At 74.1% G+C, this 15,697-nt stretch carries 17 protein-coding genes; 11 read left to right on the top strand and 6 right to left on the bottom strand.

From position 1 onward, the window contains the following. Nucleotides 1-75: 75 nt before the first annotated feature. The 3 genes from WCD58_RS04030 to WCD58_RS04020 all read right to left on the bottom strand — a co-directional run bounded on the left by WCD58_RS04030 (nt 76) and on the right by WCD58_RS04020 (nt 2,461). Nucleotides 76-912, bottom strand: a complete 837-nt coding sequence (locus WCD58_RS04030; protein ID WP_337699726.1) for a lysophospholipid acyltransferase family protein — start codon at nt 910-912, stop codon at nt 76-78. Nucleotides 913-967: 55 nt separating this feature from the next. After that, nucleotides 968-1,693: an alpha/beta fold hydrolase gene (locus WCD58_RS04025; protein ID WP_337699724.1), complete on the bottom strand. Its 726-nt coding sequence runs from the start codon at nt 1,691-1,693 to the stop codon at nt 968-970. Between the two features lie 84 nt (nt 1,694-1,777). After that, complete coding sequence (locus WCD58_RS04020; protein WP_337699722.1) at nt 1,778-2,461, bottom strand: M50 family metallopeptidase; 684 nt, start codon at nt 2,459-2,461, stop codon at nt 1,778-1,780. A gap of 153 nt (nt 2,462-2,614) precedes the next feature. Here WCD58_RS04020 and WCD58_RS04015 point away from each other — a divergent pair, with 153 nt between their 5' ends. Further along, nucleotides 2,615-3,946, top strand: coding sequence for a class I SAM-dependent methyltransferase (locus WCD58_RS04015; RefSeq protein ID WP_337699720.1), 1,332 nt, complete (start codon nt 2,615-2,617; stop codon nt 3,944-3,946). Further along, a complete protein-coding gene (locus WCD58_RS04010) occupies nt 3,943-4,767 on the top strand; it encodes a DUF1295 domain-containing protein (protein ID WP_337699718.1) in 825 nt (274 codons plus the stop codon). The genes WCD58_RS04015 and WCD58_RS04010 overlap by 4 nt, the downstream gene beginning before the upstream one ends. 19 nt (nt 4,768-4,786) lie before the next feature. Here the strand turns inward: WCD58_RS04010 and WCD58_RS04005 are convergent, their stop codons facing one another. Then, nucleotides 4,787-5,248 (bottom strand): peroxiredoxin, encoded by a 462-nt coding sequence (locus WCD58_RS04005; protein ID WP_337699716.1) that lies wholly within the window; start codon nt 5,246-5,248, stop codon nt 4,787-4,789. Nucleotides 5,249-5,363: 115 nt separating this feature from the next. Here WCD58_RS04005 and WCD58_RS04000 point away from each other — a divergent pair, with 115 nt between their 5' ends. From WCD58_RS04000 to WCD58_RS03970, 7 genes are all read left to right on the top strand, one after another. Then, nucleotides 5,364-6,068, top strand: a complete 705-nt coding sequence (locus WCD58_RS04000; protein WP_337699714.1) for an alpha/beta hydrolase — start codon at nt 5,364-5,366, stop codon at nt 6,066-6,068. A gap of 23 nt (nt 6,069-6,091) precedes the next feature. Next, on the top strand, nt 6,092-7,333 hold the full coding sequence (locus WCD58_RS03995) for an NAD(P)/FAD-dependent oxidoreductase (protein WP_337699712.1): 1,242 nt from the start codon (nt 6,092-6,094) through the stop codon (nt 7,331-7,333). Then, on the top strand, nt 7,330-8,118 hold the full coding sequence (locus tag WCD58_RS03990) for a DUF1365 domain-containing protein (protein ID WP_373696177.1): 789 nt from the start codon (nt 7,330-7,332) through the stop codon (nt 8,116-8,118). Before WCD58_RS03995 ends, WCD58_RS03990 begins: the two co-directional genes overlap by 4 nt. A gap of 18 nt (nt 8,119-8,136) precedes the next feature. Then, a complete protein-coding gene (locus tag WCD58_RS03985; protein ID WP_337699710.1) occupies nt 8,137-8,664 on the top strand; it encodes a GNAT family N-acetyltransferase in 528 nt (175 codons plus the stop codon). Between the two features lie 4 nt (nt 8,665-8,668). After that, entirely contained in the window at nt 8,669-9,259 is a 591-nt protein-coding gene (locus WCD58_RS03980; protein WP_337699708.1) for an HhH-GPD-type base excision DNA repair protein, read from the top strand. 73 nt (nt 9,260-9,332) lie between these two features. Beyond that, nucleotides 9,333-9,776: a DUF3099 domain-containing protein gene (locus tag WCD58_RS03975; protein ID WP_337699707.1), complete on the top strand. Its 444-nt coding sequence runs from the start codon at nt 9,333-9,335 to the stop codon at nt 9,774-9,776. A 48-nt stretch (nt 9,777-9,824) separates the two neighbouring features. Beyond that, nucleotides 9,825-10,280, top strand: a complete 456-nt coding sequence (locus WCD58_RS03970) for a hypothetical protein (protein WP_337699705.1) — start codon at nt 9,825-9,827, stop codon at nt 10,278-10,280. 9 nt (nt 10,281-10,289) lie between these two features. Here the strand turns inward: WCD58_RS03970 and WCD58_RS03965 are convergent, their stop codons facing one another. Further along, nucleotides 10,290-11,909 carry a DUF1996 domain-containing protein gene (locus WCD58_RS03965; RefSeq protein ID WP_337699702.1) on the bottom strand — a complete coding sequence of 540 codons (1,620 nt, stop codon included), beginning with the start codon at nt 11,907-11,909 and terminating at the stop codon, nt 10,290-10,292. Between the two features lie 39 nt (nt 11,910-11,948). Next, complete coding sequence (locus WCD58_RS03960; protein WP_337699700.1) at nt 11,949-13,241, bottom strand: hypothetical protein; 1,293 nt, start codon at nt 13,239-13,241, stop codon at nt 11,949-11,951. Between the two features lie 148 nt (nt 13,242-13,389). Between WCD58_RS03960 and WCD58_RS03955 the strand changes: the two genes are divergently transcribed. Continuing rightward, the gene (locus WCD58_RS03955) at nt 13,390-13,650 is read left to right on the top strand and encodes a DUF3039 domain-containing protein (RefSeq protein ID WP_337700790.1); all 261 of its coding nucleotides are present in this window, start codon (nt 13,390-13,392) and stop codon (nt 13,648-13,650) included. A gap of 44 nt (nt 13,651-13,694) precedes the next feature. After that, nucleotides 13,695-15,461, top strand: a complete 1,767-nt coding sequence (locus WCD58_RS03950; protein ID WP_337699698.1) for a DEAD/DEAH box helicase — start codon at nt 13,695-13,697, stop codon at nt 15,459-15,461. The last annotated feature ends 236 nt before the right edge of the window (nt 15,462-15,697 follow it).

The raw sequence follows: 15,697 nt of genomic DNA, 5'->3' as shown, positions 1-15,697 counted from the left end.
GAGATCAGCAGGTGGAAAGGCATCTCGAGCACCCTTCCCGAGGTGCGTTCCGGTCTGCTGATCGTCGCCGTCTGCTCAGCTCACCGCGGGCGGCTGGAGGTCGTCGGCGTGGGCGGGCTCGACGGGCTCGGGGCGCTGCGGGGGCTCCTCACCGCGGAGCACGGCGAGCTGCTCGGTGATCCGGCCCATGATGCGGTCGGTGGCCTCCTGCAGGGACTTTCGGCCGATGCGGCCCGCGCGCAGGTCGTCGAGGGCGACCGGCGGGCCCGCGAGCACCCGCAGCGTGGCGCGGGGGAACAGCGTCGGGCGTGTGGCGGTGGGCGGCAGCAGGTGGTTGGAGCCCCACTGCGCGACGGGGATGACCGGCGCGCCGGTCTCCAGCGCCATCCGCGCGATGCCGGTGCGGGCGGCGCGGGGCCAGCCGTCGGAGTGGTCGGCGAACCCGCCCTCCGGGTAGACGACGACCACCTCGCCGCGCTGGACCGCCTCGACCGCCGCGCGGTACGCCTCGATCCCGGACTTGCCGCGGTCGACGGGGATGTGCCGGCCCCCGCGCAGGGGCGCGCCGACGAACGTCTGGCCCCACAGCTCCTTCATCGCGAGGAACCGCGGCACGCGGCCGTTGGCGAGCACGTAGCTGACCAGCACGATCGGGTCGACGTGCGAGAGGTGGTTGACCGCGAGCAGCGCGCCGCCCCGGGTGGGCACCTGGTTCCCGCCGCGGTAGTCCCAGCGGGCGACGGCCATGAGCACCGGCCAGAGCAGGTCGATCGCGAACCCGTACCAGAAGCCGCGGTCGGTGCGCGGGTAGAGCACCCAGATCGCGAGCTTGCGCCAGAGGCGGATCCCGCGCCCCGACCGCCGACGGTCGTGGGACTGGGAGATCCGTCGGAGTCGGTCCTGCCGCGCCATGCCCCGGATCATGTCTCGCCGGGGCCCGACGTGCATGCGTAGAAACGCCCGGGTCTCAGTCGCGGCCCGCCTCGACGATCTTCTGCGCCAGCAGCCCGGGGTTGGTGAACATGACCTCGTGGCTGCCGGGCAGCTGCACCAGGCGGTACATGCCCAGGCGGCTCGACATGCGCGGGTGCCAGGCCCACTCGCCGGGCGGCAGCGCGATGTCCTCGGTCGCGTTGATGTAGGACCGGGGGATCGTGGACTCGTAGAAGCGGGTGAGCGCGAGCTTGTCGCGGAAGGGCTGCGCCGGCTCGGGGGAGAGCAGCTCGTAGGTCGACTGGGCCAGCTCGAGCGGCGCGTCCTGGATGAACGCCTCCCGCCAGACCGGGAACGGCAGCATGATCGTGTCGTCGTCGGTGCTCGCGGCGAGCTGGGCGAAGAGCTCCCGGTAGTGCGGCGGGGTCTCGTCGTCGAGGCAGTTGCCCGGCGCCGGCACGAAGGCGTTCCAGAAGATCAGGCGCCGGATGCGGTCGGGGATCTCCTCGGCGACGCGGGCGATGACGGTGCCGCCGAAGCTGTGGCCGAGCAGGACGATGTCGGAGAGGTCCTGGCCGACGACGTGGTCGACGATCGAGGCGACGCAGTCGTCGTGGTTCACGGCCTTGTCGACGCCCGGGCCGTGCCCGGCGACCGTCGGCGTGTGCACGGTGTGGCCCGCGGCGCGGAGGGGTTCGGCGACGCCCTCCCAGAGGCCGCCGTCGTGCCAGGAGCCGTGGACCAGGACATACGTGCTCATCGGGGTGCCCTCCCGCGCTCTGCTCCCGGCGCCGTGCCGGGGATGCTGATCCTGCTGGGGTAGCGAGTCCCGCGGTAGTAGCTCTTAGACGACGTCGTAACCGGGGCGGAGGAGCAGTTGACCGCCAACGATCAACGACACGATCGCGACGGAGATGAACAGAAGTTGCCACACCACAGCGGGGATGAAGGTCCTCCCGGCAAGGGTGTTGCGCTCGCCACCCAGGCCCGAGGCGCGGAAGGCCCCGGCGATTCCGCCGAAGAGGAGGAACCACACCACGAAGGCCGCCGCGAAGGCTTGCTGGTCCCCGCTTCCGTAGAAAAGGGCGGCGCCGAGGCCGAGGACGATCAGGAGCGGGATCGTGAAGCCGAGTGGGTTTCCCGCTACGAGGAGTGCGAGCAGTGAAAGGAAGGTCGTGCCGAGGAGGACGGCCCAAGGGTTCCCGGCGGCGATCAGGGCCGCCCCGGCCACCCCGAGCAGGGGCGGACCGATGTAGCCGGCGATGTAGGCGAGGACGACGACAGGTAGCCCTCGGCCACCGACGACCAGTCTGCCGAACACCAGCCCTTTCTCGTCGATCGCGTAGCCGCCGATCGGTTGAGCAAGACCGACGAGCGTGAGCAGCGACCCGCCCGTGGCGGCGTAGAAGTAGAAATACCGCGCGATGTAGGTCGAGAAGCACACGAACAGCAGCGCGATGAACCCCGCCCCGAACGCGACCGGTTCCCCCACGATCGGGACGTCGTTGACCCCCAGACCTACCCCCATGGAGTGAATCCGAGCACATTCCGTACTCGGATCACCCGGACGACACGCCGTCTACGCCCAACCGCGATCTTCGGAGTGCGACGTCCACCGCAGAGGCGAACCGCCGGCGGCTCTGGTCCGATTCCCCGGGCGAGGCGACGGAAGGAGATCGGCGTGGGTGCAGGCGCGGCGCAGCGGGTGGCGGATGCGGTCGGGGCGTTCCTCGAGGGACCGGTGCCGGTGCGCATCCGGGCGTGGGACGGCAGCGAGGCCGGGGCGGCGCCGGGGCCGGGCGTGCCGACGGTGGTGCTGCGGTCGCGGCGGGCGCTGCGCCGGCTGCTCTGGGAGCCCGGCGAGATGGGGCTCGCGCACGCCTACGTGTCGGGCGATCTCGACGTCGACGGCGACCTCGCCGAGGGGCTCTCGGCGATGTGGACGCTAGTGAACGCCGGAACGGTCACGAAGCGCCGCCCGGGCCTGAGCGAGATCCCCGGCCTCGCGACCAAGGCGGCACGACTGGGGCTGATCGGGACGAAGCCCGCCCCGCCCCCCGAGGCGATCCGCATCAAGGGCCGCCTGCACAGCCGCCGGCGCGACCGCGACGTCATCGCCCACCACTACGACGCCGGCAACGCCTTCTACTCGCTGCTGCTCGACGACTCGATGGCCTACTCGTCGGGCTACTGGACCTCCGAGGACAGCACGCTGCCGCAGGCCCAGCACGACAAGCTCGAGCTCATCTGCCGCAAGCTCGACCTCGCCCCGGGCCGGCGACTGCTCGACATCGGCTGCGGCTGGGGCTCGCTGGCGGTCCACGCCGCCCGCGAGCACGGCGCGAACGTCCGCGCGGTGACGATCTCCCGCGAGCAGCGCGACCAGGTCAACGCCCGCATCCGCGCCGAGGGGCTGGCGGGGAAGGTGCAGGTCGACCTGCTCGACTACCGCGACGTCGCCGAGCGCATCACCGCCACCGACGGCCCGTTCGACGCCGTCAGCGCGATCGAGATGGGCGAGCACGTCGGCGACGAGCACTACCCGACCTTCGCCGCGACGCTGCACGGCGCGCTGCGCCCGGGCGGGCGGGCGCTCGTGCAGCAGATGTCCCGCGGCGCGAACGCCCCCGGCGGCGGCGCGTTCATCGAGACCTACGTGACCCCCGACATGGTCATGCGCCCGGTCGGCGACACCCTCACGTTCCTGCAGCACGCCGGGCTCGAGGTGCGCGACGTCCACGTGATGCGCGAGCACTACGTGCCGACCATCCGCGCCTGGCTCGCCACCCTCGAGGAGCACTTCGACGAGGCGGTGTCGCTGCTCGGCGAGCGCGGGGCGCGCATGTGGCGGCTCTACCTCGCGGGCGGCGCGCTGGCGTTCGAGGAGAACCGCATGGGCGTCGACCAGATCCTCCTGGCCCGCCCCACCGACCGCGGCCGCAGCGGGATGCCCGCCACCCGGGACGACTGGGCGGTGCGCTCGCGCACGGAGGCGGGTAAGCCGGGCACGTGAGCTTCGACCTGGCCGCGTTCGGCCTGCTGCTCGTGGGCGCGGTGGCGACGGTGCTGGCGGCGTTCAGCGTGACGCTCGCCGTCGCCCGCGCCACCGGGCGCCACAGCGTCGTCGACGTGACCTGGGGCCTCGGGTTCGTGGCCGTCGCCGTCGTCGCGTACCTCATCTCCGGCGTGCTCGGCGTCGGCGACGCGGGGGTGCGCACGGTCGTGCTCGCGCTCGTGGCGGTGTGGGGGCTGCGGCTCGCGCTCTACATCGGCTGGCGCAACCGCGGCAAGGGCGAGGACCCGCGCTACGCCGAGATGCTCGGCGACGAGCACGCGCCGGGCGCGGTGACGTCCACGGTGCTGCGGAAGGTCTACCTGCCGCAGGCGGGCGTGATGCTCGTCGTCTCGCTGCCGGTGCTGGCGGCGATGGTCCGCGCCTCGGCGGTGGTGCCCGTCGTCGTCATCGGGATCGTGCTGTGGCTGGTCGGGTTCGTGTTCGAGTCGGTCGGCGACGCGCAGCTGGCGGCGTTCAAGTCGGACCCGGACAACAAGGGGAAGATCCTCGACTCGGGCCTGTGGCGCTACACGCGCCACCCGAACTATTTCGGCGACGCGTGCGTCTGGTGGGGGATCTTCATCGTGGCGGCGGGACACCCGCTCGCGCTGGTCACCGTCGTCGGGCCGCTGCTGATGACGTACCTGCTGGTGTCGGTGACCGGCAAGGAGCTCACCGAGAAGTCGATGTCGCAGCGGCCCGGGTACGACGAGTACGTCCGCCGCACCTCGGGCTTCCTGCCGCTGCCCCCGGGCTCGCGTCCGGCCCGCGCCACGTGAGCGGGCCGGACGCCGCGGCTCAGGCGCCCTGGCGCTCGCGCAGCGCCTTGAGGGCGTCGTCGGCGTGGAGGTCGAACTTCATCTCGCTGCCGATCACCTCGAGCACCGTGCGGTCGGTGTCGATGACGAAGGTCTTGCGCTTCACCGGCAGCGCCGGCAGCCACGAGCGCTTCGCGCCGAACTGCTTGGCGACGGCCCCGTCGGGGTCGGAGAGCAGCGGGTAGTCGAAGGAGTTCGCGCTGGAGAAGGCGTGCTGCTTCTCGACGGAGTCGGCGCTGATGCCGACGCGCTGGGCGCCGACCGCCGCGAACTCGCCGGCGAGGTCGCGGAAGTGGCAGCTCTCCTGCGTGCAGCCGCCCGAGGACGCCAAGGGGTAGAAGAACAGCACCACCGGGCCGTCGGCGAGCAGCCCGGACAGCGACCGGCGGGTGCCGGTGTCGTCCGCGAGCTCGAAGTCGGGGGCGGTGTCTCCGGCCTTCATGCGATGTCGTCCTTCCGGCAGGGGTCTGGCCGTGATCGCGTTCGCAGCCCGGGCACGGGCGGTTCGGGGGTGGCGCTCGCGCGCCGGGACGGGCGGTCGGCCGCAGGATGGTCCGGTGACCCTGCCGCGTCTCGATCGCGTCCGCCCCGCCACCCGCCGCCCGGTGACCGGCGCGGTGCTCCTGCTGCACGGCGGCCGCCCGAACGGCCACGAGGCCGCCGACGGGCTGCGGCTGCCCTACCTGCGCATGGTGCCGTTCGCGCGGTCGCTCGCCGCGGCCGGCGCCCGGCGCGGGGTCGACGTCGGGCTCCTGCGCTACCGCTACCGCGGCTGGAACGCGCCCGACCTCGACCCGGTGCAGGACGCCCGCTGGGCGCTGCGCGACGTGCGGGCGCGTCACGGCGACGTCCCGGTCGTGCTGGTCGGGCACTCGATGGGCGGCCGGGCCGCGCTGCGCGCCGGGGGTGACGACGGCGTCGTCGGCGTGGCCGGGCTCGCGCCGTGGATCGAGCGCGGGGAGCCGTACGCGCACCTCGCCGACCGGACCGTGCTCATCGCCCACGGCGACCGGGAGCGGATGACCTCGCCGGACGCCTCGCGGTGGTTCGCCGGGCGGGTGGCGTCGGTCTCCGACCGCGTGGCGCGCTTCGAGGTCCGGGGCGACGGCCACACCATGCTGCGCAGGGCGCACGCGTGGCACGACCTCGTCACACACTTCGCCCTGGGCGCGCTCGGTCTCGAACCGTTCACCGAGCCGGTCGCGAAAGCCATGGCGGCGGGGGACCCGGACGGGCTGTCGGTCCCCCTGGAGGACCCCTGAGGGTCGGGACGAGGAGTGGTGGCATGCGCGAGCGGGTCGCGGTCGTCGGGGCGGGCGTGTCGGGGCTGACGGCGGCGTACCTGCTGCAGCGCCGTTACGACGTCACCCTGTTCGAGGCCGACGCCCGGCTCGGCGGCCACGCGCACACCCACGACGTCGGCCCGCTCGCCGTCGACTCCGGGTTCATCGTCCACAACGACGTCACCTACCCGCACCTGCTGCGACTGTTCGCCGAGCTCGGGGTCGCCACCCAGGACTCCGAGATGAGCATGAGCGTGCGCGACGAGGCCACGGGTCTCGAGTACGCGGGTGCCCGCGGGGTGCGCGGGCTCTTCGCGCAGCCGCGCAACCTCGCGAACCCCCGCTACCTGCGCATGCTCGGCGAGGTCCTGCGCTTCCACCGCGCCGCGCGCGCCGTCGTCGACGGGACCTCCCCGTTGGGCGAGGACGTCACCTTCGGCGAGTTCCTCGACGCCGGGCGCTACTCGCGGTTCTTCGTCGAGACGTTCGCGGTGCCGGTCGTGTCGGCGGTGTGGTCGTCGGGCCCCGAGCTCTCGCGGCAGTACCCGGCGCGCTACCTGTTCGCGTTCCTCGCGAACCACGGGATGCTCTCGGTGGGCGGCTCGCACCAGTGGCGCACGGTCGTCGGCGGCTCGCGCACCTACGTCGAGCGGGCCGCGAAGGGGCTCTCGGCGGTGGAGGTGTCGACGCCGGTGCGCGCCCTGGTGCGCTCGGGCGACGAGGTGCTCCTGCGCGATGACGCCGACACCGAGTACCGCTTCGACCGCGCCGTCGTCGCCGCCCACGCCCCGGACGCGCTGCGCATGCTCTTCGCGCCGACGCGATCGCAGGCCGACGTCCTCGGCGCCTTCCGGTACTCGCGCAACGAGACCTGGCTGCACACCGACACCTCGGTGCTGCCCCGCGCCGCGGGCGCCCGCGCCGCGTGGAACCTGCTGCGCGTGCCGGGGGAGGACCGGGTGCTCGTCAGCTACGACATGACCCGGCTGATGGACCTCCCCGGTCCCGACACCCACGTCGTCACCCTCAACGCCACCGACCGCGTCGACCCCACGACGGTGATCGCGCGGATGGTCTACGAGCACCCGGCGTACACGCCCGAGTCGGTGGCGGCCCAGCGCCGGCTGCCGGAGCTGAACGACGACCGCCTCGCCTTCGCCGGCGCCTACCACGGCTGGGGCTTCCACGAGGACGGCTGCGCGTCCGGCGTGCGGGCCGCCGAGGCGCTCGGGGTGACGTGGTGAGACGTCAGCGGGGGGCCACCGCTGACACCGAGCGTCCGTATCGCCACACGCTCGCGCCGGCGATCTACGAGGCGGAGGTCGGGCACCGCCGCCACGAGCGCCTCGACGACGCTTTCACCCACCGCCTCTACCTCTGGCTCGTCGACCTCGACGACCTGCCGCGCCTGCCCGCGCCGCTGCGGCCGTTCGCGCGGTTCGACGCCGCCGACCACATCGGCGACCCGCAGCGCTCGATCCGCGAGAACCTCGACGCGTTCCTCGCCGCCCGGGGCGTCGCGCGCCCGGCGCGGGTGCTGATGCTCGCCCACGCGCGGGTGCTCGGGTACGTGTTCAACCCGATCACGCTCTACTGGTGCCGCGACGAGGCCGATGCGCTCGTCGCGGTCGTCGCGGAGGTCCACAACACCTACGGCGGGCGCCACCACTATCTGCTCGAGGTCGACGAGCAGGGCCGCGCACAGGTCGACAAGGACTTCTACGTCTCACCCTTCTTCCCGGTCGACGGCGAGTACCGGATGCGCGTCCCCGAGCCGGGCGAGACGCTCGCCGCCACCGTCGTCCTGCGCCGCGAGGGCGCCACCGCCTTCGTCGCGACCCTGCGGGGGCGCCGCCGGCCCGCGACCGCGCGCACGGTCCTCGCGGCCCTGGCCCGACACCCGGCGGTCACCCTGCGCGTCGCCGCCGCCATCCGGCACCGCGGGATCCGGCTCTGGGCGCGCGGCGTGCCCGTCGTCGCCCGGACCCCGGCCGACACCGACCGCGGGCTGGGACAGCTCACCCGCTGACGGGCACACTGGCCCTCCGTGACCGCCTCACTCACCGTCCGCGTCGCCGAGGCCGTCGACGTCGACTCCCTGCTCGCCCTCGTCCACAGCGCCTACCGGGGGCCGTCGGGACGCGAGGGCTGGACCTCGGAGGCCGATCTCATCGACGGGCCCCGCACGACCCGCGAGCTGCTCGCCGCGGACGTCGCCGACCCCACGATCACCGTGCTCGTTGCGGGCGACCTCGTCGGGTGCGCCGCGGTGACCCTCGCGTCCGGGAGCACGACGGCGTCCTTCGGGATGTTCGCGGTCCGCCCCGGCGGGCAGCGCGGCGGTGTCGGGTCGACGCTGCTGGAGGCCGCCGAGCAGACCGCCCGCGAGCGCGGCGCGACGACCCTGGAGATGTGCGTCATCGACCGGCGCACCGAGCTCATCGCCTGGTACGAGCGGCGCGGGTACGTGCGCTCGGGCGAGTCGCGGCCGTTCCCGTACGGCGAGGAGGGCGTGGGGACCCCGCGCGACGACGACTTCAGGTTCGCCGTGCTGGAGAAGGATCTGCGAGGCTGACACGGTGCCCGAGCTGACCCTCGCCCAGGACGCCGACGCCGATGCGGTCCTGAGCGCCAACCCGCTGGCCCTGCTCATCGGCATGCTGCTCGACCAGCAGTTCCCGATGGAGCGCGCCTTCGCCTCGCCCGCCCTGCTCACCGAGCGCCTCGGCGGCCCGCTGACCGCCGCCGGCATCGCGGAGTACGACACCGAGGCGCTCGTCGCCGCGTTCACCGGCCCGCCGGCGCTGCACCGCTACCCGCGCTCCATGGCCGAGCGGGTGCAGGCGCTGTGCCGGCTGCTCGTCGAGGACTGGGGCGGGGAGGCCGAGCGGCTGTGGGCCGACGCGGGCTCGGGGCGCGAGGTGCTCGCGAACCTGCAGTCGCTGCCGGGGTTCGGCAAGCAGAAGGCGCAGATCTTCACCGCCCTGCTGGGCAAGCAGTGCGGGGTGCGGCCCGAGGGCTGGCGCGAGGCCGCCGGGTCCTACGGCGACGAGGGCTCCCGGCGCTCGATCGCCGACGTGGTCGACCCGGTGACCCTCGGCGAGGTCCGCGACTTCAAGCAGGCCCAGAAGAAGGCTGCCAAGGCCGCCAAGGCCGAGGCGTCCTCCTGACCGGCCTCCCCGGTGGCGCGGTGACGGCGCGAGGTTCAGAGTGGCGCGTGAGGGCACCCGTGGGGGATGGCCGGTGCCCAAGGAGGCGACGCTCGTGGTGAACCGACGTCAGGATGACGACGGACAGCCGATCCTGATCACCCAGGCCGCGGTCTCGTACGACGAGGAGTTCGCGGCCCGCAAGAAGCGCTACTCGCTGATCATGGCGTGCCGCATCCCGTGCCTCGTCCTCGCCGGGGTCGCCGGCATCGGCTTCAACCTGCCGTGGCTCGCGGTCGCGTTCATCGTGCTGTCGGTGCCGCTGCCGTGGGTCGCCGTGCTCATCGCCAACGACCGGCCGCCCAAGAAGGCCGAGAAGGCCAACCGCTACCGCCGCAGCCACCACGAGCTGGGCGCCGTCCCGGACGCGCAGATCATCGACGCCGCCGAGAAGCTCGACCAGCGCACCGAGTGGCCGCGCCAGTCGCAGCAGGACGACGCCGGGCACGCGCCGCCGCGCACGGGCAGCGGGGGCTAGACACCTCCTCCGCGATACTCGCCCCGTCGCGCGAGCCGGGGGGAGCAGATGACGATCGTGTTCGAGCGCCTCGGGCGCGGCTTCCTGGCGGGCGCCGCGCTGTGCGCCGTCGCCCTCGCGGTCGTCGTGCCGCTGCTCGAGGGCACCGCGCTCATGGCGACCACCCTCGCCGTCGGGGTCACCGGCGCGGTCCTGCTCGTCCAGGGCGTGATCTGGACGACGCTGCAGCGCCGCTGGTTCGGCAGCCCCGCCGCCCTGCGGCGCACCGCCCGGCGCGGGACGCCGGCCCTGGCCCGCATCGCCGGGGTCACCAGCACCACGAGCTCGATCGGCAACGAGGCGATCCCGGTGCTCGACCTCGACGTCAACGGCCGCCTGATCCGGCGCCGGGTGCGCGTGCCGTTCAACCACGCCGCCGACGTGCGCGTCGGGCGGATGCTCCCGATCCGCCTCGACCCCGAGGGCTCGCCGGTGATCGTCGTCGAGTGGGACGCGGTGGCCTGACCTCCGCGGTCAGGTGCCCTGGGAGGTCCCGAGCGGCGCGGCGAGCCCGGGCAGGCGCGTGATCCCGGGCAGCGGGCCGAGGGCGTCCGACGGGTCGGCGACCGGCAGGCGTCCCGGCCCGCCCGAGGGCGTCGGGTCCGACGCCGTCGCGGGCGGGGCGAGCGAGGCGGGGCCCTGGGTCCCGGCGACCCGGGCGGCCGGGGCGGCGAGCCCCGGGCCGGCACCGCGGTGCCCGTCGTGACCGGACGCCGTGGGCCCCGGCCGCTGGTGCGCGGTCGCGTGCGTCGCGAACGCGTGGGCGAAGGTCTGCGAGCGGGGCACGCGGTCGCTCGAGGCGGTGGAGCCCGACGCGGCGCCGTCCTGCTCGGGGCCCTGGACGCAGCGGCGGGCGGCGTTGATGCAGTCGGCGCCCTCCTGGGCGCGCCGCTCCGAGGACAGGTACTCGAGCAGGGCGTGGTCGGTGATCGGGTTGTGCTGCTGCTCGGGGAAGCTGTCGATGGCGAACGTCCGGCCCGGCGGCGGGTCGTCGTAGCTCACGGTGATCCGCAGGGCCGGGACCGGGACGAAGTCCTCGTCGCACTCGCCGTCCTCGTCGGGGAAGACGATGTGGGTGGTGTGGTCCTCGGAGTCGATGTCCTGGCCGTTCCAGCAGCTCGGGAAGTCGTAGATCCGCTGCAGCGCCGACCCCTCGGGGCACATCGTGTAGAGGTCGGTCAGCCGGCCGCCAGCACCGGTACAGGTGTACTTGGCGTTGGCGCCCTCGCCGTCGTTGGTGCCGGCCTTGGCCGAGCCGGTGACCAGAGCGATGTTCAGCGGTAACGGCTCGGTGCGCCGGGTGCCGTGCCCGGAGAAGGTGAAGTCGACGGCGGTCGGCTCGACGATCGAGCCCACGTTGCCGTCGAGGCTGCCGCCGTCGACGCCCACGTCGGGCCCCTGGTTGCGCAGGTCGCGCAGGACGGGCCAGAAGATGGGGGAGCGGTCGCCGTTGGTGCAGGTCGTCTCGGTCTCCTCGAGGACGTCGCGCTCGGAGGCGAAGTTGGTGCCCTCGTTGCCGGCGTAGTCGTGCACGTGCTGGGCGCCGTTCCGCTTCCCGGGCGTGATCAGGTAGTTGTCGGAGTTCTTGTGGTCGCTGACCCCGCACCGGACGGTGTAGCTGCCGCCGGAGAACACCCCGCCCTCGCCGGAGAAGGCCCCGCGCTGCACCCGCTGGATGTCGACGTACTCGTTCGCCGCGGCCCGCCCGATCTGGTCGCGCCCCGGGAACTCCTCGTCGTCCTGCCCCTCCTGGCCGGCGCCCTGATCGTCCTGATCGTCCTGGTCGCCGCCGCCGTCCTGGCCCTCGCCGTCCTGCGAGTCCTCCGAGTCCTCCGAGTCGCCGCCCGAGCCGTTCCCGGAGTCGTCGCCGGACTCCGAGCCCTCCTCCGCGGCGGTGACCACCCCGCCGGGCGGGATCGCGGACGGCTCGCCGACCCGCAGGACGAGGCAGAGCAGGACCACCGCCGCGGCGACGGCCAGCACGGCCACCTGGACGTCGCGCGGCCGGCGGCGCGGGCGCTCGAGGGCGTCCCAGGGGCTGCCCGCGCGCGCCGGGGCGCGCCCCCCGCTGCGCTCCCACGCCGACCCGCTCATCGTCCTCCGCTCGTCCGTCGTGCCCCTAGGTCGCGGACGCTAGCCGCGCGCCCCGGACCCCGGGTGCGGTTCGGCGGAACTCGCGGCGCCGGTCCGCCCCGTGCCGAGCCACGGGTCGGAGCCGGTCCGCGGGACCGCCCGCGACCACGGCCCCGGCGCCACCGGGACCGGCCCGGTCGGGCGCCGCGGTGGCCCGGCGGGGCGCGCCGGGCCCGCGACCGGCACCGGGTGCGAGGGCGTGCCGAGGACCCGGACGGGCCCGGACGCCGGCTCGCGGCGGGCCGGGACGGGCACCGGGATCGGCCCGGAGTCGGGCCCCACGACGGGCGTCCGCGCCCGCGACGGGCCCGACGCCCGGCCGGTCCGCCGCGGCACCGGGCGCTCCACGCGGATCTCGGTGATCTCGCCGGGGGTCTCGGGGATCGGGGTGCGGGTCGGGCCCGCGACGAGCGCCGCCGGCCCCCACCCGTCGCCCTCCGCCGCACGGGCCGGCCGGGGGTCGAGCACCGCGGCGGCCGCCACCGGAGCCCCCGCCATCCCCGCCACCGGAGCCCACGGCCGGTCGAGCAGCGGGGGCCACGGCCAGCGCTCCTCGAGCCCCCGGCACCGGGCGCACCCCAGCCCGAGCACCAGCCCGAACACGAGGTGGCCCAGCAGGGACAGTGTCACCGTGGTGACGGTGAGCGGGAACATCAGCCGCTCGCCCCGCGGCGCGACGGCGACCGTCGCGATCAGCCCCGTCCACACCGGGAAGACGGCGAACACGACCGCGGCGGCGACCGTGGCCCGCTCGCCCCAGCGGCGCAGGCCGGTGGCGGCGACGAGGACGAAGAAGACGATGCCGATGCCGCCGCCGTCGCCGACGTAGCGCCAGACGTAACCGACGATCGCGCCCACGGCGGTGGATCCGCCGTCGACGCCGAGGATCCAGGTGCCGACCGTGGGGATGAAGTCGCCCCACCAGCCCAGTAGGTAGACGGTGTCGAGCCGGACCGCGTCGTAGACCAGCGTCGCGATCACGCCCCAGATCGCGCCCATGAGCACGATCCGGTCCTCCCCGAGCGGGGAGAACACCGAGAGCAGCAGCACCGCGAGCGTCAGCGGCACCACGACGAGCCCGGCGGTGACGTTCATCGGGGCCAGCCCGAACACGTGCACCGAGATCGCCAGCAGCGGCAGCGCGGCGACCACGAGGTGCAGCCCGAGGCGGAGCAGGCGGGCCCGGTGCGCCTCGACGAAGGCGAGCGCGTCGCGCAGCAGGGAGCCCGGATCGCCGGGCAGCTCCTCGAACGGCACGGCGGGGCGCCCGAGGGCACGGACCGGATGGCTCACCTGGATCTCCTCACCGCCGCGACCGGGACGACGTCACCGTGACAGCAGCGGCGAGGGCGTGGGTGCGGTTTGGCAGAAGTGCCCCCGGTACCGGGGAGGCGACACAGCACCGCCCGGTGTGGGCCCCGTGTCAGGGCCGTGGGGCATCATGGAGGGCATGAGCCAGACCGCGGTGCTTCCCGACACCCGCCCGCAGGGGACCGACCGCACGGGCGACGACGACCCGAAGATGTTCCACTACGTCCGGAAGAACAAGGTGGCCGAGTCGGCGGTCACCGGTTCGATGGTGGTGGCGCTCTGCGGCGAGACCTTCCCGGTCACCCGCTCGCCCAAGCCCGGTTCGCCGGTCTGCCCGAAGTGCAAGGAGATCTTCAACAAGATGCCGCGCGGCGGTGACGACGGGGAGTAGCAGGCCTCCCGCCTCCCCCTGTCCGACTCCGCCCCGGAGGGCCGTTGACCACCCGCGCGACCGGTAGCCCGACCAGCACCGATCCCTCGGGAGCACGACCGCTGCGCCAGTGGCAGCGGCGCGCCCTGACCCGCTACCTGACGGACCGTCCCCGCGACTTCCTCGCCGTCGCGACACCCGGCGCCGGCAAGACGACGTTCGCGCTGCGGGCGGCGACCGAGCTGCTCGGCGACCGTTCCGTCGACACGGTGACGATCGTCTGCCCGACCGAGCACCTCAAGCACCAGTGGGCCGAGGCCGCCCGCGGCGCCGGGCTGGCGATCGACCCGGAGTTCTCCAACAGCGTCGGCCGCACCTCGACGGACTTCCGCGGCGTCGCCGTCACCTACGCGCAGGTGGCCGCGCACCCGGTGCTGCACATGAACCGCACCGAGGGCCGCCGCACCCTGGTGATCTTCGACGAGATCCACCACGCCGGCGACGCCAAGTCCTGGGGCGAGGCGACGCGCGAGGCGTTCGCGGGCGCCACGCGGCGCCTGGCGCTCACCGGGACGCCGTTCCGGTCCGACGACAGCCCGATCCCGTTCATCACCTACGAGCCGGACGCGGTGGGCGTGCTGCGCTCGCGGCCCGACCACTCCTACGGCTACGCCGACGCGCTGGCCGACGGGGTCGTGCGCCCCGTGGTGTTCCTGGCCTACTCGGGCCAGGCGAGCTGGCGCACCAGCGCGGGCGAGGAGATGACCGCCCGCCTGGGCGAGCCGCTCACCGCCGAGCAGAACTCCCGCGCCTGGAAGACCGCGCTCGACCCCAAGGGCGAGTGGATGCCCGCGGTCCTGCAGGCCGCCGACACGCGGCTGACCCAGCTGCGGCAGGGCGGGGTGCCCGACGCGGGCGGGCTCGTCATCGCGACCGACCACACCACGGCGAAGGCCTACGCGGCCCTGCTGCGCCGGATCGCCGGCGAGGAGCCGGTGGTCGTGCTCTCCGACGACCCGAAGGCGTCCGGGCGCATCGCCGAGTTCTCCCGCACGAACGACCGCTGGCTCGTCGCCGTGCGCATGGTCTCCGAAGGCGTCGACGTCCCGCGCCTCGCCGTCGGCGTGTACGCCACCAGCGCGTCGACCCCGCTGTTCTTCGCCCAGGCCGTCGGGCGCTTCGTCCGCTCGCGGCGGCCCGGCGAGACCGCGAGCGTCTTCCTGCCCAGCGTGCCGTCGCTGCTGACCCTGGCCAGCGAGCTCGAGGTGCAGCGCGACCACGTACTCGGCGAGCCCCACCGCCCCAAGGAGGGCTGGGAGGACGACCTCCTCGAGGCGGCCAACCGCACCGAGGACGAGCCCGGCGAGCAGGAGAAGGCGTTCGAGGCCCTCTCGGCGGAGGCCGAGCTCGACCAGCTGATCTACGACGGGTCCTCGTTCGGCACCGCGGCCGGCGCCGGGACCGCCGAGGAGCAGGACTACCTCGGGCTGCCCGGGCTGCTCGAGCCCGACCAGGTGCGCGCCCTGCTGCGCCGCCGCCAGAGCGAGCAGCTCGACCGCGAGGAGGCCCGCGAGGAGAGCCCCTCGCCGGTCACCACCGCGGAGCCGCCGGCGCCCACCCGGGAGTTCCGCCGCGACGTCGGCGTGGCCGAGCGGCTCAAGGATCTGCGGCGCGAGCTCAACGGGCTCGTGGCGGCGCACCACCACCGCACCGGGAAGCCCCACGGCCAGATCCACGGCGATCTCCGCAAGCACTGCGGCGGCCCGGCGACCCCGATGGCGACCATGGAGCAGATCGAGGAGCGGATCGCGACCCTGCGGTCCTGGCGCTGATCGGCCGGCCGATCGTCCACAGAGCGTGGTCGGTCAGTGACGTGTGGTGCATATCACACACTGTGGCGATCAACTGGTGTCGCCGCCGTCGCGGTCCGACATCGTCGCGACACAGCGTTCATCGCGGCGTCACGATCGAGTGATGATCACGCCGCCCCACCGGGCTCGTCACCGGGCGAAGTGGCTGGCCCGGATGCGCAGGGACCGGTAGTCCGGGGACGAACGGGTCGCGGTCG

It is taken from the genome of Actinomycetospora flava (assembly GCF_037400335.1).
GTDB lineage: Bacteria > Actinomycetota > Actinomycetes > Mycobacteriales > Pseudonocardiaceae > Actinomycetospora > Actinomycetospora flava.
This window is presented reverse-complemented; position numbering and strand designations above follow the sequence as displayed.